The 19302-nt window shown below is 38.2% G+C and carries 17 protein-coding genes; 2 read left to right on the top strand and 15 right to left on the bottom strand.

Translation table 11 applies throughout. The features are described 5' to 3' along the window. A partial coding sequence (locus J1E28_RS03495) for a glutathionylspermidine synthase family protein (protein WP_291026729.1) occupies positions 1–405 on the top strand: 405 nt, incomplete at its 5' end. A 35-nt stretch (positions 406–440) separates the two neighbouring features. Here J1E28_RS03495 and trpB read toward each other — a convergent pair. Next, on the bottom strand, positions 441–1700 hold the full coding sequence (gene trpB, locus J1E28_RS03490; protein ID WP_291026727.1) for a tryptophan synthase subunit beta: 1260 nt from the start codon (positions 1698–1700) through the stop codon (positions 441–443). A gap of 135 nt (positions 1701–1835) precedes the next feature. On the opposite strand from trpB, the gene trpA reads away from it, so the two are divergent. Continuing rightward, on the top strand, positions 1836–2633 hold the full coding sequence (trpA, locus tag J1E28_RS03485) for a tryptophan synthase subunit alpha (protein ID WP_291026724.1): 798 nt from the start codon (positions 1836–1838) through the stop codon (positions 2631–2633). 250 nt (positions 2634–2883) lie between these two features. On the opposite strand, the gene flgE is transcribed toward trpA, so the two are convergent. The 14 genes from flgE to J1E28_RS03415 form a co-directional block, all read right to left on the bottom strand. Beyond that, positions 2884–5040, bottom strand: a complete 2157-nt coding sequence (flgE, locus tag J1E28_RS03480) for a flagellar hook protein FlgE (protein ID WP_291026721.1) — start codon at positions 5038–5040, stop codon at positions 2884–2886. A gap of 190 nt (positions 5041–5230) precedes the next feature. Then, entirely contained in the window at positions 5231–5923 is a 693-nt protein-coding gene (locus J1E28_RS03475; RefSeq protein WP_291026718.1) for a hypothetical protein, read from the bottom strand. Between the two features lie 189 nt (positions 5924–6112). After that, on the bottom strand, positions 6113–7120 hold the full coding sequence (selD, locus tag J1E28_RS03470) for a selenide, water dikinase SelD (RefSeq protein ID WP_291026715.1): 1008 nt from the start codon (positions 7118–7120) through the stop codon (positions 6113–6115). A 62-nt stretch (positions 7121–7182) separates the two neighbouring features. Next, positions 7183–7800, bottom strand: a complete 618-nt coding sequence (gene yedF / locus J1E28_RS03465; protein ID WP_291026712.1) for a sulfurtransferase-like selenium metabolism protein YedF — start codon at positions 7798–7800, stop codon at positions 7183–7185. Positions 7801–7963: 163 nt separating this feature from the next. Next, entirely contained in the window at positions 7964–8800 is an 837-nt protein-coding gene (locus J1E28_RS03460) for a ferritin-like domain-containing protein (RefSeq protein WP_291026709.1), read from the bottom strand. After that, entirely contained in the window at positions 8790–9938 is a 1149-nt protein-coding gene (locus J1E28_RS03455) for an MFS transporter (protein WP_291026706.1), read from the bottom strand. Before J1E28_RS03455 ends, J1E28_RS03460 begins: the two co-directional genes overlap by 11 nt. 8 nt (positions 9939–9946) lie before the next feature. After that, entirely contained in the window at positions 9947–11155 is a 1209-nt protein-coding gene (locus J1E28_RS03450) for a phosphoglycerate kinase (RefSeq protein ID WP_291026703.1), read from the bottom strand. A gap of 122 nt (positions 11156–11277) precedes the next feature. Further along, on the bottom strand, positions 11278–12021 hold the full coding sequence (murI, locus tag J1E28_RS03445) for a glutamate racemase (RefSeq protein WP_291026700.1): 744 nt from the start codon (positions 12019–12021) through the stop codon (positions 11278–11280). Positions 12022–12030: 9 nt separating this feature from the next. Then, positions 12031–13323 carry a transcription termination factor Rho gene (rho, locus tag J1E28_RS03440; protein ID WP_291026697.1) on the bottom strand — a complete coding sequence of 431 codons (1293 nt, stop codon included), beginning with the start codon at positions 13321–13323 and terminating at the stop codon, positions 12031–12033. A 159-nt stretch (positions 13324–13482) separates the two neighbouring features. Next, positions 13483–14157 carry a response regulator gene (locus J1E28_RS03435; RefSeq protein ID WP_291026694.1) on the bottom strand — a complete coding sequence of 225 codons (675 nt, stop codon included), beginning with the start codon at positions 14155–14157 and terminating at the stop codon, positions 13483–13485. Beyond that, entirely contained in the window at positions 14147–15604 is a 1458-nt protein-coding gene (locus J1E28_RS03430; protein ID WP_291026691.1) for a HAMP domain-containing sensor histidine kinase, read from the bottom strand. Before J1E28_RS03430 ends, J1E28_RS03435 begins: the two co-directional genes overlap by 11 nt. Further along, entirely contained in the window at positions 15604–17061 is a 1458-nt protein-coding gene (locus tag J1E28_RS03425; protein ID WP_291026689.1) for a hypothetical protein, read from the bottom strand. Before J1E28_RS03425 ends, J1E28_RS03430 begins: the two co-directional genes overlap by 1 nt. Then, positions 17058–18902 (bottom strand): excinuclease ABC subunit UvrC, encoded by a 1845-nt coding sequence (gene uvrC, locus J1E28_RS03420; RefSeq protein WP_291026687.1) that lies wholly within the window; start codon positions 18900–18902, stop codon positions 17058–17060. Before uvrC ends, J1E28_RS03425 begins: the two co-directional genes overlap by 4 nt. Further along, positions 18892–19293 (bottom strand): hypothetical protein, encoded by a 402-nt coding sequence (locus J1E28_RS03415; protein WP_291026685.1) that lies wholly within the window; start codon positions 19291–19293, stop codon positions 18892–18894. The genes uvrC and J1E28_RS03415 overlap by 11 nt, the downstream gene beginning before the upstream one ends. Between the last annotated feature and the right edge of the window lie 9 nt (positions 19294–19302).

The raw sequence follows: 19302 nt of genomic DNA, 5'->3' as shown, positions 1-19302 counted from the left end.
ATGATGCAAAATCACAATACGATTTTTCTTAATCCTGCTTATACGCTACTCTTTCAAAGCAAAAGAATGCTAAAGATTCTATGGGATTTGTTTCCAAATCACCCCTTACTTTTGCCTGCAGATTTTAAACCCCTCTCTTGTAAGCAAGTATGCAAAAGAGCATTTGGGCGCGAGGGTGCAAATGTAGCGATTTTAGATGAAAATGCTCAAGTGATAGAATCTAAAGAGGGCATATATGAAAATCATAAGCCTCTCTATCAAGCTTTTTATGAGCTAAATCACCACAATGGCGCGTATTATCAACCCAATGTTTTTTTTGCTTATGAATCGTGTGGGCTAGGATTCCGCAAGGGCGGACTTATTATTGATAATTTTTCAAAATTTGTGAGCCATTGTATTAAATAAATTCTATAAATACACAAGGATTCTAAGGGCATAGTCTAGCTTATGCGCGTGATTTCCTCTTGTAAAAATTCTTTCCATTTTTGTGGTGCGATGGCTTTTGCGGTGATAAAAATATCCTTATCGCCACGTCCTGAAACATTTACAATGATTTTTTTGCCCTTATTTTCCTTGCAGAGTTTAAGCGTGGCAGCAAGCGCGTGGCTTGATTCTAAAGCAGGGATAATGCCCTCATTTTTAGCAAAAAACGCAAAGGCTTCTAGTGCTTCTTTATCTGTGGCAGAAGTAAAATCCACGCGTCCTATCTCATATAAATGAGCGAGTTGGGGTCCGATTCCGGCATAATCAAGTCCTGCAGAAATAGAATGCGTTTGGCTAAGCTGCCCATCTTCATTTTGTAAAAAAAGGCTCTTATAGCCGTGTGCTATGCCACAACTTGCATATGTATTATGAATCCTTTTAGCATTCTCCCCGGGATTTTCCCCTATACCACCTGCTTCTACACCTATTAAATGCACTTTTTTATCTTTCAAATAATGTGTGAAAAAGCCCATAGCATTGCTTCCACCGCCAACACAAGCTACCATTATATCAGGTAGCGAGCTAAAATAGCTCTTGGTTTGTTTTTTAAGTTCTTGACTGATTACGCTTTGTAATTCTCGCACAATATCTGGGTAAGGATAAGGTCCTAGCGCGCTTCCTAGCACATAAAAAGTATCATCGCTTCGTTTGCTCCATTCTCTCAAGGCTTCATTTACAGCATCTTTTAGGGTTTTGCTTCCACTGCTTACACCTTGCACTTTTGCACCTAAAAGCTCCATATTAAAGACATTTGGGCGCTGTCTTGCCATATCAATCTCGCCCATAAAGATTTGACATTCTAAGCCTAGTCTTGCACAAGCTGCTGCGGTAGCTAAGCCGTGCTGTCCCGCTCCTGTTTCGGCAATTACGCGTTTTTTTCCCATAAGCTTAGCTAAAAGCACCTGTCCTAATGCGTTATTAATCTTGTGCGCACCGGTATTTGCTAAGCCTTCAAATTTCAAATAAATATCATTTTTTAGAATCTTGGAGCTATTTTCTGCATAAATTAAAGGTGTGGGGCGTCCTACAAAATGTTTCAATAAAGCCTGTAATTTTTTTCTATATGCTTTACTTACAAAGATTGTATGATAAGCATCTTCAAGTTCTTTTAATGCTGGAAGTAATATTTCTGGGATATATTGTCCTCCAAAAGCGTGCTTATCGCCTTTTTCTTCACCAAAATAGCCTCGTTTTGATTCTATAAACATTTTTGCCATTGATGCTCCTTTGGAAAAATAAGCTAGATTGTAAAAAAAAATCTATTAGCTTCACTTTAAAATCAAGTGCAATTTATGCAAAATGCGATAGAATGTGCCTTTAGTGTATATTTTAGGGCAAGATAAGGAGGCACTATGAGCGAAGCTATAAAAACATCGCCAAAGCTTATGGGGCATATCATCGCAGGATATCCTAATATGGAGTTAAGCCTTAATGCTGCGCTTGGTATTTGCTATGCGGGGGCGAGTTACCTTGAAGTGCAGTTCCCATTTTCTGACCCAAATGCCGATGGAGCGGTGATTGAAGAGGCTTGTGATAAAAGCATAGCGCGAGGATTCAAAGTCTCTGTTGGTTTTGAATTACTCTCTACGCTTTCTACTCATTTAAGCGAAAATGGGTGCAGCACACGATTAATCATAATGACTTATGCTAATGTGATTTTTCACTATGGCATAGAGGCTTTTGTAAAAGAGGCAAAAAAATGCGGTGTTTGGGGGATTATCGCACCTGATTTACCTTTAGAATGCGATGAAAATTTGCGCAAATATGCTAAAAAATATCATCTTGCTATCATCTCGCTTATTGCACCCAAAACCCCCGCAAAAAGAATCAAAAAAATTGCTAAATTAAGCGATAAAATCGTGTATGTTGTCGCAAGAGCTGGAATCACAGGCGAAAAAACACAATTTACTCAAGCCTTTTTTGACTACATAACACTTGTGCGCAAAAAGTGCAAAAAGCCTATCGCGCTTGGTTTTGGTATTAACTCTTATGAGCAAGTGAAGCTACTAGAGGACAAGGTAGATATTATTGTTGCTGGAAGCTACTTTGTGCGCCTTGTGAGTGAGCTTTCTACACAAGCTCATCTTAGCCCACAAGATTATAGACAAAAGCTACAAGCTCACGCTCAAAAACTAATGGGCTGGGCATAGGCTTTGGGTTTGTTTTATTTGAAGATAGGGTGTGCGAGATTTTTTAGTTTTGTGCTACAATAGAGAGTTTTAGAGGTTAAAAGTTTAAGAGTAAAGGCTCTTAGAGATTCTTGTAAATGAAATTTTCAAAAAATCTATTATCAATTTGAGGTAAAAAATAATATAAAAACTAAAAATTGCTCAAAGATTCGGGAGGGAAAAAGAGGTGTTTGTTCATAGCTATGGGAGTAATCCATAGCTATGAAGGATATTATTGTTTGAGGTTAAGAAGGGTATTGAGGATTTGATCCGAGGTTGTTACGGCTTTTGAGTTGGCTTGGAAACCTCTTTGCACCACAATGAGTTGCGTTAAGCTACGACTTAAATCGACATTACTCATTTCAAGCTTACTGCCGGATACCCCGCCTCTTCGCCCGGTATTTGCTGCACCAATCATTGGCTCACCGGAGTTACCTGTTTGAGAATACACATTGCCCCCTTCAGCTTGCAAACCGGCGTTATTGGCAAAGTTTGCAAGTGCGACTTGAGCGAGTGCAATTGAGCGTCCATTACTGAATGCGCCAAGCAATGAGCCATTTGAGTCAAAACGAATATCCATTAAGTCTCCGGCTTGATAGCCATTTTGGTTAATCGAATAGGTTTCAGAGATCTTATCCACGCTCGTTAGCCCACCAAAGGTTTCATTTGCACCAAATTTAAGCTCAAGTCTTTGTGGTCCTTTACTTCCATTTTTAGGATCAAATTGCAAAATCGGTGGATTCATACCAGAGAGTGAGCCATCGCTATTAAAGGTTGCTCTTCCGCCCTCAAATACATTAGGTTTGCTTGCTGTACCACCTATAAACTGCGCTGGTTCAGGCACGATTGCTCTAAAGCTCCATACGGCATCACCTGTTTTCCAAAATTCAAAGCGGATATTATGCTTACTTCCTAAGCTATCGACAATATCTACACTTGTGGCGTGAGTGGCTTTAACAATTTTACTTGTGCTTACTGCTGCACCCCCTTCAATGAGTGAGGCAGTATTAAGCGCTTTCATTGTCTCTTTGAAAAGCACATTATTTGTTACGCTATCAGAGAAGTGGCTTGTAACAAATAAACTCAAGTTGCGTTGTTCATCATCAGCATCATCGTGATTGACAATTTCAAACATACCCCAACGATTAACCGTTACACCCACTGAAGCGGTGCTTTCATAGTAGGTTTTTTCTGGATTTTTAATCATATTTGCATCATATTGTATCAATGCGCGTAGATCTTCTGTGGTTCTAAATTGTCCTGTTGTAGAATCTGCATCTTCGGATTTTGTATAGCGGTATCTAAAGGCAGTAATGTCTTCCTCACCTTTGACGAAATTTTGGAATACACCTGTGCCATCAGCAGTAATACGAACATTTTTGACTTTTTCGCCCCCATCTTTTTGGTTACGATTTTCGATTCGTAATTGTCCTGCATCGACATACGCATTCACTCCTGTTTTGTCGCGCAAGGAGTTGATTGCATTTTGTGCAGCTACGATGGAGCTAATGCCTGTAATAGCGGAGTTATTTGAAAAGCTTACATTTTCTCCATTAATGCCAATTGAGCTTACTTCACTGCTTGCAACAGCTTCGTGGCGGATTGCAGCGGTTTTGTAACTCATCCAAATACCTTGATTCTCATTTAAAGCAAACGCATCCCCATCATCATTAAATAATACACCCAAATCTTCACCTACTTGTGTAAGCACACCACGAGAATCATACATTGGAGCAACGCCATCAGCAGCGGTGCGTGCAGTAGAATCAAGTGCGGCAATATCTTGCATTTGATCAATATGTCGCCCTGCATTGAGGTTTGCACGGAGAGTAATAGTTTTTGTTGCACGAGCAGGCATTACCATACCCGGGTCAATTTGAATATTTCGCACAGGACCTGTGTTATCCACTCTAAAGAAGTCAAAATCACTCATCGTGCCTGATTCTGCTGCTTCTAGTGGTGGGCGCACCCAGCCTTGCACTACATAACCACCGGTGGTTACGAGGTTTCCATTTGCATCAAAGAGAAATTCGCCATTACGTGTGTAGTTATGCGTTGTTCCTCTATCAGGAGAAATGATAAAGAATCCATCGCCCTCAATAGCGACATCTGTTTTCACATCGGTATTTTGTGTGTTTCCTTGTGAAAATACCTTTGTTGTTGCTTCAACACCTACACCTAGCCCAACTGAGAAGTCGTTTTGCCCTCCTAGCCCATTTTTATAAGGAGAAGTTGCAATAAGCTTGATTTGTGAAAGCATATCCACAAAAGAAGCTCTTGAGTATTTAAACCCAACCGTATTTACATTGGCAATGTTGTTACTCTCCACATCAAGCGCGATTTGATGTGCTTGCATACCGCTAACACCTGACCACAAAGACCTTAACATACTCTATCCTTTCGTTTTAAAATCTACAAAATATCACAAAAGGATAAGCAATATATATTCCAAAAATGATTGAGATTCTATAAAATTATGAGCAAAAAAGAGAAGTTTTTAATATGCTATAAAAAAGCTCTGCCTTTATAAAAAACAAGGCAGAGTGTATGAAAAAATGTGCTATTTTAGGGGGAGAGGGTTATCTCACGCTACCTACTGATGTAACGCGTGTTTTAGTTCTAAAGGCAGGAATGGCATTCCAAATAAATACGAGCAAAAGCGATTGGGCATCTTCAACCCTCATAAATTTACATTTTACAAGCACTTTGCACACCAAAAATTCATAATAAAGCTTACCCACCCCTGTATCATCGAGATAAGCTCTTTCAAATTCCCCACCAAAATATCGTGTAACATTGCTGATATTAATCTCTGGGATAGCTAGGGTTTTAAGATAATCATCAGGTGATGTAGTGGGGGGGAAGTTGCTCACACGTGTAGTGATGAAATTGAGTATTTTTTCTTCAAGAGCTTGGATAGCTTCCAAAACTCGTACGCTATTTTCATCAATCTCTTTTCTTACACGAATAGCTTTTTCTAATGCTTCTGGTTTTGCATCTTTAAGGAGAGTAGTAGCAATTTGTGTGATTTTTGGTTCAGAGAGGATATTAATAACATATTGTTTATTGGTGCTACTGCTTGTATAGGAGTGCTTAATGCTATCAATGGCTTTGTCGACAGTATCATTTTCAAACATTGCTGCAAAGATAGTAAACTCTTCTTTTGAAAGGATTTTTTGTAAATCATCAGCATAATTTTCATTGAGGACAAACCCCTCTTCTTTAAGGATATAAAACCTACGTACCAAAGCATTAATCATATTAAACTGCATATAAACCCCTTTTGAATTCTAAAACCTTTAATTGTCCTTAATCGGTAATAATGGTAATTTTTAATAAAATCTTTTACCTTAGTATATGTAACCTCTATATTTTAGGTTTAAAAAGCATTGTAAAAAGATTCTTTGTATTATATAAATTTATACTTTAATATATCTTTATGGCATTGTATGATAGAGAATCTAGCCTAAGATGATAGATTTTTTAGTTTTTGGGATTATCTCGCCTATAATGCTTGCAGATTCTATGCCATTTTGTTTGAGTTCATCTACAAATTTTTGTGCTTGGCTAGAGGGCAGGGCAAAAAGCAAGCCACCTGAAGTTTGTGCATCATAATAAAAAATATCATCTTCGAGTGTGCATTGCAATGCTACTTTATCTTGCAATACCTTTTTATTTTCATACGAGCCACCGGGTATAATGCCAATTTGTGCTAAATCCTTTATGCCCTCAAATAATGGAATTTGTTGTGTATAAAGCAATAAGCTTTTTGGCGCACATTGCGCATTGGCATTATTTTTTATATCGCCACACATCTCAATGCTATGTCCAATAAGTCCAAATCCTGTAATATCGGTGCAAGCGTGAATCTCATAGCCTTGAGCGATATTTGCTGCATAGAGATTGAGTGTAGCCATAGCTTGAATGACCTGCTCTTTATGCTGAAGCTCTCGCGCTTTTATGGCAGTAGTGAGAATCCCGCTCCCTAAAGGTTTTGTAAGCACGAGCGTATCGCCAATATGCCCTGTATTATTGCGCCATAAGCGATTTTTATGCACGATACCATTAACTGATAAGCCATATTTTTGCTCTTTATCTCTAATAGTATGCCCACCAAGAAGCAATGCGCCAGATTCTGTAATTTTATCTAGCCCACCTCGAAGAATCGCATTTGCCACTTCGCTATTAAAATGCGTATTATCCCACATCAGCAAATTAAGCGCACTTAATGCTTTGCCACCCATAGCAAAAATATCACTTAAGGCATTTGCTGCAGCAATTTGCCCATAGATATAGGGGTCATCAACCACAGGCGTGATAAAATCCACACTAGAGAGCATAGCATATTCACTCTCTTGTGAAAGAAGCATCGCTCCGCAGTCTTCATTGCTCTCAAATCCTACAATCAAAAGAGGATTTGAATCTTGGGTAAGCCCACTAGAGATTTGTGATAAGTCTTCCAGACCCACTTTAGCTGCTCAACCCGCGCATTGAATATGCTGTGTCAGTTCATACTCTGCCATCTATGCTCCTAAAGCGAAATTAAATTATCACTTAAAAGCATATTTTGCACACTCTCAAGAGCATTGCCTATCATACCAACCTTTAGTCGCTCTGTAAGAGCAAAGTAACTCAAGCACGAACCACACGAATAAATTTCAACACCTTGCTTTTCAAGCTCTTTAAGCACTTCGACAATTTCAGCATTATCCACTTCGTTATTGTCTGTTGTGAGAAGCACACCGCGATTAATAAAAAGAATCTTTTGTGGCAAGATATCAGAATGAAGCAGGGATTTAAGAAAGCCATTAATGAGCATACCGCCTAGTTCCCCTTCACCGACTTTATCGCTCTTAAAAAGCATCATTTTAGGCACAATTTTTTCTTTGCCTTCTTTATTTTCTTTGCTTGCTTTATTTTTAAGAACAATCATAAATTGCCCATCTCGCCCAAAGCCCATTTCAAATTCAAAACCTTCAGTTTTTAAAAAACGCGCAAGATTCTCCTTGGAAGTAGGGGTATTGCCAATAATCTCATAGGTATGGAGTTTTAAAGAATGTTCATTAACGCCTTGCAAGGCTTGCTTAACCTTAATCACAGGCTCGGGGCAGGGCAAATCACGCACCTCGATTTGTATTGTATTATCCATTGTGTATTCCTTATTACCCTAGAATCGCAAGATAAATCCTTTGTTTTGCTCTTCACTCAAACGCGCTCATTTAGAGAATTACAGAATGCCTAAGAGTGCGCACACTATACCATTTTTTGCCTTTTTTTGCAAATAGAATCTTCTTGTTTTGAGGCGTTATATCTTAATGGGTGATTGTAGAGTGATTGTTTAAATGAGCTTGTATCATATCAAGCTCATTATGTGAAAATCCCGCCTGAAGTCGCGCTTTGGTATTTAAAATTTTTGGGGCATTATAAAAGGGAGCAAAATGCTCTAAAGTAGCTAGAAAATCTTGTGGCGTGGCGTTATTGCAGCTATATCGCCACCATTTATCTCCTTTTTTAACGTGAGAGATTTCATCACGCAAGATAATTTCTAAAGATTCAAGTAATTTTGGTGTGAGTGTATGCTCAAACTCTTGTACTTTGCGGACAACAAAAGGATTCGCATCAAGCCCATTTGCCTCTAATCCCCGATGAAGTAAAGCCATTCTATCACTTAAAAGCGAAGTTGCTTTTTGTGCATCAAAAAGTTGTGTATGCACAGGAAAATCCCCATATTCATAACCCAAATCATTGAGACATTGATGCAGGAGGCAAAAGTGCGATTCTTCCTCAAGGGCAACTTCAAGCCAATCACAATAATATGAGAGGGGCAAATCTCTAAAACGATACATTGCATCAAGAGCTAAATCAATCGCGCTATATTCAATATGCACGATAGAATGTAGCACTTTAGCGAGGCTTTGCTCACTTTTGATGTGCTTGGGGCGGCGGATTTTAGTAGGGTGGGTGATAGTGCAAAAATGCGCATAAGAGGGTTGCTTGAGCGGATAAATAGGGGCTTTGGGCAAATGTAGATTTTCTGCTTTGGGGGATTGCAAAAGTATTTTGTTTTCTGCAACAAATGCGTGAATGAGTTGAGATTTTGCTTGAGGGGTTTTGGCATTAATGGCTTCAAAAAGCATATCAAAAAACATTAATGCCCTTTTTTGTGTGGGTATAGAAAATGATTGAGGTAATGTTTAAAAGCAAAACAAGGCATATAATTAGAATCTGCCACCCAAGCATTTCAAAGACAAATGATGAGAGATATGAGCCAAGTGTGCCACCTGTGTAGTAAAAGCTAAGATACAATCCGCTTAATACGCCTTTGTGTTGCGCACTAAGGGAGCTATTGAGTGCATTGAGCACAGAATGTGCAGTAAAAGAACCAAAGCACATTACAAACATACCCACGCCAATCCATAGCATAGAATCCATAAGAAACACACATAAACCAAGCGCAAAAATATTGAGACTTATAAAAATAGTTTTTTCTTTTCCTCCACAGAGCTTTGTGATAGAGCCTGCAAGGAGAGATACTACAATGCCTATGCTATATCCTAAATATAAGCGTCCAATTTCATTTTGGCTGATGGAGGGAAATATATCCTTAGCGTGAAAGGGTAGGGTATTAAGCGCTGCTTGAAAGCTAAAAAACATCACAAAAACACTACCTAAAATAATGAGTGATGTTTTGTTGGTTAAAAAAGGAATCATTTGTTTGAATGTGATTTTAGAGAGCTGATGATGTGTTGCATTTATCCAAATGAGCGCAAATATTCCGCTTAATATAAGAGCTATGCCAAGTGTAATAAAACATATCCCCCACGAAAATATTTCAGTCAAAAATGCCCCACCCATTCTACCAACTAAACCTCCAGCAATGGTAGAGGCGATATAAATGCTGACATTAAATTGCAAAGATGCGCTTTGCAAACGCGTGAGAATAGTTAAAAGCGTTGTAAGAATTGCAGGAAAAAAGAGTGATTGCACAAAGCGTAAGCATAAAAATATATGCAAATCATTGCAGAATGCAAGGAGAATTTGAAATATACCAACAATAAAGAGCGAGATAATAAGAATGAATTTAGGCTGATTATTTTCTAAAAAATATCCATAAAAAAGCGGAGCAAATGCCATTGGCAAAAGCGTAATAGAAATAATAGCCGATGCGTTTTGCGTTGAGGTATGAAATTCTTGTGCTAGAAGGGGCAAAAGTGGCTGCGGAATATATACACTTGAAAGTGTTGCAATCGCTATATATACAATAGTAATGATTGCCTTTGCGCCCATAGGTTGCCTTATTTGCGCTCAAGTACCTCAAATGCAGGGAGAATCTTCCCCTCAAGGAGTTCCAAGCTTGCCCCACCTCCTGTGGAGATAAAGCTCATATTATCACGCTCTCCCGCCTTATCAATAGCATCAGCAGTATCGCCTCCACCAATAAGACTAAAAGCATAAGTATCACTCACTGCGTGGGCGAGATTAAAAGTCCCACGCGAAAAGGCTTGAATCTCATAGATTCCAAGCGGACCATTCCAAATAATTGTTTGGCAATCACGCACCACTTCGCTAAAAAGTTTGCTTGTCGCAGGTCCCATATCTACAGCCATAAAGCCCTCTGGTATATCTTGTGCGGGAGTGATTTTGATATTGTGATGTGTTTTAATATCATCGGTGCTTACCACATCTACGGGGAGATAGATTTTTACCTTTTTTTCTTTTGCTTTATCGAGAATCTTACGCGCTTCACTCACGAGATTATCCTCTACAAGAGATTTTTGCATATCAAATCCTCGTGCTTTAAGAAAGGTATTGCTCATTGCTCCACCGATAATAATTTTATCTATCACATCAAGGATATTATATAAGAGAGCGAGTTTTGAGCTTACTTTACTCCCACCTACAATCAGCAAAACAGGCTTGAGCGGATTTGCCATTGCCTTAGCAAAAGAATCTATTTCTTTTTTAAGGAGCAATCCCGCCACACATTCTTTAGCATATTTAGCAATCCCACAAGTGCTTGAATGGGCGCGGTGGCTTGTGCCAAAAGCATCATTGACATACACATCACAGATTGAGGCAAGTTTTGCAGAAAGCTCATCGTCATTTTTTTCTTCTCCTTCATAGTATCGAATATTTTCAAGTAAAATAACGCTTCCATTTTCGCCTTGCTGTTGGAGATTTTTGACATTTTCAATACTTTCTCCAAAGGCTATATCACGCCCTAAAAGTCGTTCTACGCGTTTAAGGACGTGTTTGAGTGAAAATTGTGGATCTTTGCCTTTTGGGCGTCCTAAGTGGCTCACGAGGACGATATTTTTTGCAAGATTGTCAATGCAATAATTGATTGTGGGCAATGCTTCGCGAATACGCGTATCATCTGAAATATCAAAATCCTCGTCCATTGGCACATTAAAATCCACGCGGATAAGCACTCTTTTATCTTTAACATCAATATCACGCACACTTTTTGTATTTTTCATAAGCTCAATTCCAGCTTCTCTCATACGCACTCCTTGCAAAATCAATGCACTATTTTAGCATATTTTGGGTGATTATGCCCCTTAATTCTGCTTTCTTGGGCGAATATCAAGAGAAGTTTTGTTGAATGTGAGAAGTCAATAAGAATCTAGCTTAGCCATTTTTGGGCGATTTTAGTGAGCATTGCGGGATTCTCACTTGCATAAAATTGCAGAGATTTGAGATCATAGCCAGAGGTGAGCTTAAGATGAGAGGCTAAATACTCTACAATCGCTTCACCTGAATGAATGAGAATGCTTTGATGTTTGAAATATGCACTAAGAGCAGGTGCAATAAGAGGAAAATGTGTGCAACCTAAAATAATAGCTTTTGGTGGCGTTGTAATTTGGCTAAAATAATGCTCAAATGTGCTCTCAAGCACCGCACCTTCTAAGATACCCTCTTCTACCATAGGCACAAAAAGCCCGGTAGCTAGGCTTTTGAGATTCCAAAAGCCAATCTTGCGTAGCCTCATTTCATATTCTCCGGAGTTAATAGTTGCGCGGGTGGCAATCACAAGAATTTGAGAATCTGTATGCGAGAGTTTATTTTGCACCGCTAAGACACCCGGCTCAATTACACCCACGATAGGAACTTTGCTCTTTGCTTGTATTTCTTTGAGAGCATAGGCACTCACTGTGTTGCACGCTACAATAAGAATATCAATATGATGAGGCGCAAAAAAATCAAGAGCTTCAAGGGAAAAGCGCACAATAGTTTGTTTATCTTTCACGCCATAAGGCACACGCGCTGTATCGCCATAGTAGATAATTTCCTCAAAAAATTTGGCATTAATGAGGCTTTTTAAAACACTTAATCCCCCCACTCCGCTATCAAAGACACCCGCTCGCATCTATACTCCTTATTCTTGAGCATTCATTATGTTGAGGAATTCCTCATTATCACGCGTTTGCTTCATTTTGGAATAAATAAATGTGAGTGCTTCGACATCGTCCATTGTGTGCATTACATTGCGTAGCATCCATACCTTGGTAAGATTATCTTTGCCAAGGAGTAAATCATCTTTGCGTGTGCCACTTTTGAGTACATCAAAAGCAGGGTAGATTCTGCGGTCAGCAATATTACGCGCAAGGACAATCTCGCTATTGCCTGTGCCTTTAAACTCTTCAAAAATGACTTCATCCATTCTTGAGCCTGTTTCAATAAGCGCGGTAGCGATGATAGTAAGACTCCCGCCTTGTTCGATATTTCGTGCTGCACCAAAAAAACGTTTAGGCTTATGCAGAGCATTTGCATCAACCCCGCCACTTAGCACTTTGCCACTTGAGGGCGTTGCAGCATTATACGCACGAGCAAGGCGCGTGATAGAATCAAGAAGTATCACCACATCTTTGCCCATTTCTACCTTTCGTTTCGCACTCTCTATAACCAAGTCAGCTACGCGAATATGATTTGTTGCGGGCATATCAAAGGTTGAGCTAAACACTTGCCCTTTGACACTGCGCTCCATATCGGTAACTTCCTCTGGTCGCTCATCAACAAGAAGCACCATAAGTTCTACTTCGGGGTGATTATGTGCAATGCCGTGGGCTAATTCTTTCATTAATTCTGTTTTTCCTGTGCGTGGGGGAGCGACAATAAGCGCACGTTGCCCTTTACCGATAGGGCTAAATAAATCAAGCATACGTCCTGTAACCTTACTTTGATTGTATTCGAGTTTGAGTTGAGTCTGCGGAAAGAGTGGAGTGAGGTTATCAAAAAGCGGGCGATTTTTAATCTCTTCAAGCGACATATAATTAATCGCCTCGATTCGAAGCAAGGCATAATAACGCTCTTGATCTTTTGGTGGGCGCACTTGCCCGGTTACAATATCACCATTGCGCAGAGCAAAGCGACGGATTTGAGATTGTGATACATAGGTATCATTTTGGCTATCGGCAAGGCTTTCAGTGAGTGCGCGTAGGAATCCATAGCCTTCATTTGTAATCTCTAAAATCCCTGAAAAAAGTATGTAGCCACCCTGATTGACTTGCGCTTTAAGAATCTCAAAAATTAAATCCTGCCTACGATAATCGCTTGGGTTTTCTACGCCTACTTCTTCAGCGATGCTAATAAGCTGTTTAATGCTTTTTGCGCGCAATTCCTCTAGCTGATAGCCTTCTACGGGTGTGTGAGTTCGTTTATTGTCTGCCATAAGGTTCCTTAAGTTGAAACAAGATTCTAAGAAGCTAGGTATTTGGTAGAATCTGCATAGGATTGATAAAATGCTTCATAAGGAGTTTCTTAAATAAAGAGAAAACTAAAAGAGCGATTGTATAGAAAACTTCCTTGTGTGTCAAGGGGCTTTGCGCATTTAGGATACATTATTCCTTATATTTTTGTCTAAATCTGGGTGAATCTTATATACTTTGTTTTTAATTTTAATTAAAACCCCTGCGTCAATGAGCTGCTTAAAAGTTTTTACAATCGTAGGTTTGCTGACATTGAGATGTTCAACGATATTTTCATAAGAGCCATAAAAGATATTATCCTCATCACAATGCTCTAAAAGAAATTGAATAATTGCAATTTTTTTGCCACCTATAAAGGTAGAAATGGCATTGATGAGGAGATTTTTTGAAGCAATCTCATTGGCTTGTAAAAAGGGCAAGATAGCCTTATGAATAGCTTGGAGTAGCTCCTCAATATTGATAGGTTTTAAAATGTAGCCATTTACGTGTAGTCTAATGGCATCAAGGAGATATTTTGTTTCAGTATGTGCAGTCGTAATTACCACAGGGACATCGGGGTTTATGCTTGAATTGCGTATAGTATTAATAAGTTCAATGCCATTCATTTTAGGCATAAGAATATCTGTAAGAATCAAATCAACTTTATGGAGTCTAAAAAGCGCAAGTGCTTCTTGTCCATTTTTTGCTACAAGCATACGCCCTACATAATCTTCAAGCACCATAGCTGTGAGATTTGCTGTGTCAATATCATCTTCAGCATATAAAATAGTGAGATTGTTTAACACATCAAGATTCATTACTTCTCCCTTGGGTTGGTATATTGATGATAAATTCTGCTCCAAAATATGATTCTCCCCATTGTGTATTTGATACATTGATAGTGCCATTAAAATGTCGCTCAATGATTTGCTTTGCCATATACAAACCAATGCCCGTGCCTACTGACTTATGTTTGGTTGTAAAATAGGGTTCAAATACCTTTGATTGATCTTCTAGGGTAATTCCACCCCCATTGTCTCTTACACAAAGCACGACATTATACCCTATTTTATCTAATAAAATTTCTATATTCAAATCTGTAAAGCCTTCTTCACTTTGAGCTTTGGATTTGAGTGCATCAATAGCATTATTAATAAGGATTAAAATTACCTGCACAAAGGAATTTTGATAGCCTTCAATGCTTAAATTCTCTTTTTTAATACACACATCAATGTGAATATTATTCTCTTTTAAATGTTCTTTTAAAAGCTCAATAGAATCTTCAATACTTGTGGCAAATGTAAAAGATTCTATATCTGTTTTTGGGTGAAAAAAATTACGAAAATTCTCAATCGTATTTGACATTTCTGTGGCGATTTTCATACCATATTGTGTTTGTTGCAATACAAATTCATTATCGAGTTTGTTTTGCAAGGCTTTGCTTTTAAAGCTTTGTATGAGTAATGTGAGCGAATTGAGCGGTTGTCGCCATTGGTGCGCAATATTTTGTATCATTTCCCCCATAGAGGCGAGTCTTGCTTGGCTATACATAATCATATCTTTTTTGCGATTTTGCTCAACCTCGTATTGGATAGATTTTTCTAGGTTAGCATTAAGAATTTGAAGTTCTTTTGTTTTAGAATCTACGAGTTCTTTTAAAAGAAGATGATGTGTATTGATAGAGCGATGGATTAAGAAAGCAAGGGCAATGATAGTTGCAATCACAACAAACATAAAAAATATCAAAAATATAAAAGTAAAGCTATATAGGGCATCTGTGATTTTTTTATTAGTAAAGACAATATGAAAAGAGAGTGCCACTTCTCTTTTGAGCAAAGATGAGAGAATAAGTGTATCATTGAGCGCAAAGGCTTTATCAATTGATTCTTTAAGCATACGTTCTCTGTATAAAATATCTTGAAGTGTTTTGTATTCATTGGGCATAAAAGTTTTTGTATATCTTTTGCGTAGATGTGTTGTTAGAGAATCTGAATTCTTATTTGCATTGAGGAGTTTGTATTGTTCCCATATTTGAAGTAATTGCGTGAAGTTATGCTGATTTTGTGTATCATTTTCGATAAGGGGTATAAGCATATGGATATTGCGACTATGGATAGAGTTTTTTTCAAACTCATCTTTTAATTCTGTGAGTGCAAATAATCCCAAACCTGCCACAAACCCCAACCCCACAATAATAATACACATCAGGATTCTAGTTTTGGTTCGAAAGGAGATTGTATTGACAAATGAAAATGCTTTATTCATTACATAAGCTCTTTTCCATTGGCGATAGCATCGGCTAAGGCGCGCAAAAGTAAATCATATTGCAAAAATTGTTCTTTATTATTTTTGAGGGCATAGCTTACTTGCCCTTGCAGCTTCTCTTGTAATGATAAAAGGTTAATATGCTCTTCCTCTAAAGTTGTGATATGTTTTTGTGTTTCTTCTATTGTCGTTAATGCGCGTGATTTCTCAAGTATGATGGCATTAATCTCTGTGCTTAAGGTATTGATTTCATCTTTTGAAACCCTCTCATCTACGAGCAAACGCAATTTTTTGTTTTTTGATTCTAGATTCTCATTGCATAAATCTACCTTTGATGTGTTGATTTTGAGTGTGAGTTCATCTTGCGCAATGCTATTTGCAATGCTGTGAATGCGCTCCTCAAGGCTATGGATTTGCTCTTGTGTATGTTGTATATCATATTCTACACTGATTTTATGATGCAAAGTCTCTTGCACTTGATGCAAAGTCCAAGGGTTGCCATTTTTATCAGTAATAAGGGGTTTTGTATAGGTTCTTCCACCTAGCGCAATCGAGCCACCATTATAAAACCCAATAAAAGCAATGGCATTTGCATTATCCCTTGCGCATAATTCTAAAAGCTCCTTTGCTACTACCTCAAACATTACCCACATATGTTTTTGCACCAAAGCCATACAATATATCGTTTTTGATACAGAATCAATCTGCTTGAGGGGTAAAGATTCAAGAAAGATGCGTAATTTTTGTATGGCAAAAAAAGAAAATTGTTGGTTGAAATGAATATTATCAATATGTGTAAGATGAATATCGTGCTGTAAAATTTGTAAGGTATTTTGTACAATTAGTGATTGGATATTTGTCCCACTAAGTGCTTTATCAATCATTTTTCTATTTTCGCTACTTAAGTTATTGAGATGGCTTTTGTCGCTGATGTCGCGAATCTCTTGATTGATTTGCACGATTTCATAATCAAATTTTTTAAGTGTAACATTTCCATCTTTGAAAAAGAGCGCATCGCGCGGCTGTATGCCAAATACAATCCTCAAAGCACTTTTTATTAAATCTCTTTTTGTGCCTTGATTTTGAATCTTAAGCGTAGAATCGATAAAGCTAAAAATCTCATCAAAATCCGCTTTTGAGGGCTCTTTTTCATAAAGCACACTCTTATGTTCTTTCAAAAAGTTGCAGATTTTTTGCACATAAATATTATGCTCTTTATTTTTGATACGCACAATGATATGCAGTTGATTTTTATCATAATGCACAAAGCAGCCCAAGCCACATTGATCATAAAAATGCAAAATAGCAAGGCGAATCTCATTTTCTGTGCTTGGATTTTCTTGCAAAAGTATAAGCAATGCCCTCTCGCTTTGCTCCTTTGCTTCTATAAATGATTGGTGTTGAGTAAAAGATTCTTTTAGAATCTGCAAGGTTTTATCATATAAAGAGGCATTCATAGGGATTCTCTATGCGGAATTTCTTTTTTGATATGTTTTTTCAATACATCATTAATTTGTTCTTGCGAGGCTTGTTGGAGATTATTAAAAGTGCCAAAATATTCTAAAAGCCGCTTGATTTGTGCCTTGCTGTATTGATTATCCATAATGTGTGCCTTATTAGTCTGTTTTGTCTTTTTGTGTCGATGATAGCTAATAGCATATCGGTGCGCCTCATCGCGTAGCTTTTGACATAATTGTAGTCTTTTGTCATTTGTTTTTAGTTTAAATTCCGCATCTTTGGTGCGCAATATATCAAGCGCGTTGCCTTTTGCGCGGTAGGCTTTGGCATTGTGCTTCATTTTTGCAATTGCCATTACATCGACATTTGCCCCTACACTTTGAAGAATCTCCTCTGCAATGTGAATCTGTGCCACTCCACCATCAAGTAGCCATAAATCAGGCGGGGGGTTAGATTCAAATTTATGCGCCCTGCGCTCAAGCATTTCCCGCATTTGTGTATATTCATCACTTCCGCTAAGCTCGTATCGGCGGTATTGTGTAGGGCAGAAGCGATGATTTTCATATACAATCATACCACCTACATTATGCGCCCCGCTATGATGAGAGGTATCAAAAACTTCGATTCTATAAGGTGTATGTTTGAGGGTGCATAAATTTTGCAAGGCAAGAAGCACCCACTCTTCATTATTTTCTTGCTTATGCAATCGTAATATCTCAAGGGCATTTTTAAGCCCAAGCAAAAGCACATCTTTTTTCTTCCCTTTTTGTGGTTGGATAATTTTGACATTGCTTTGTGTTTGGCTCTGCAAGAGGGATTGCAAAGAGGGTAAATCTGCGAAGTCAAAATGTGGTATTAGAATCTCTTTAGGCATTAGGGGCATTGCACTTTTGTAGGTGTTAAGAAGGGCTTGTGTGTAAAGCTCGGGCAGATTATCTTCTTGTATATCTTGGTGGAGAATTGAGAAATCACTTGAAACAATGCGTCCATTGCGTATAAAAAGACTCATTAAAATATGTGTGCGTTCTTGTGAGTCTTGCGCAAGGACAAAAGCATCATAATCCCCGCTTCGCATATCAATAACAGATTGATTTTTCATTTGCGCAATTTTATGGATTTTATCGCGTATTTTGGCGGCTTCTTCAAATTGCAAAGATTCAGAGAGGGCGTGCATTTTATGCTCTAAAATCTGTATAAGCTCTTTTTTGTTTTCTAGCATTGCAATGCCCTGTTCAATAAGTGCGGTGTATTCTTGTATGGAGACTTTACCTTCACAGGGTGCGAGACATTTTTTAATCTCAAAAAATAAACACGCTTTTTTACCCTTAACACAAGATTTTTTTTGCACAAGTGGAAGTACATCATAAAGGGATTCAAGTAATTCTCTTGCTCCATTGACAAAGGGTCCAAAATACTGAACTTGAGGTGATTTAAGCACAGCACGCGTGATTTCAAATCGCGGAAATGGCAGGGATTTATCAATATAGATATAAGGATAGGTTTTATCATCACGCAAGAGAATATTGTATTTGGGCTTTAGGCTTTTAATGAGTGAGTTTTCAAGGATAAGCGCATCTTGCTCATTATCTGTTAAAAGTGTTTGAATCTGTGCAATTTGGGATACCATAAGGGTGATTCGAGGGCTAAGGTTTGGCTTTGGCGCAATCATCTCATTGTGGATACTAAAATAGCTTTTAATACGATTTTTGAGATTTTTTGCTTTGCCCACATAAAGAAGATTCCCCTCGCTATCAAAATATTCATAAATGCCTGATTGTGTAGGCAAATGTGTGAGTGTAAAAAGTAAATGAGGATTGTGTGTTGCGGTATTATGTGGCATTTTGGGCTTCCCATTGGCGCTTGATGCTTAGGCGTAAAGATTCAAATTTTTCATAAATGCTTTTATTTGTGGCATAGTTGATAAACTCTCCATTAGAATGCTCATAGAATCTCACAGGTGGTTTTGGTGGGGGAGGGGGAGCAAGAATATGGCTTGGCACATAGGCGTGTATTTTTTGGATATGTTTAAGTGTAGGAAAAAGCTCTTTGTGGCTCTTTAAACTCTCTATTATGTGTTTATGCTTATAATGGTTAAATTCTACGCACAGCGCTTTATGTTTAAATGCAAAGAGGAGTTGGTTATTTTTAGGGATAATAAAGAGAATCTGCTCTCTCTCAAGTGGCGTAAGAAAGGTATTTTTAAAGCGCAAAAGGTCATTTTGTTGTTGCATTTTGAGAGC

Source organism: Helicobacter sp. (assembly GCF_022511165.1).
Taxonomy (GTDB): domain Bacteria; phylum Campylobacterota; class Campylobacteria; order Campylobacterales; family Helicobacteraceae; genus Helicobacter_C.
Note: the sequence above shows the minus strand (reverse complement) of the source record. Positions and strands in the feature narration are given on the sequence as shown.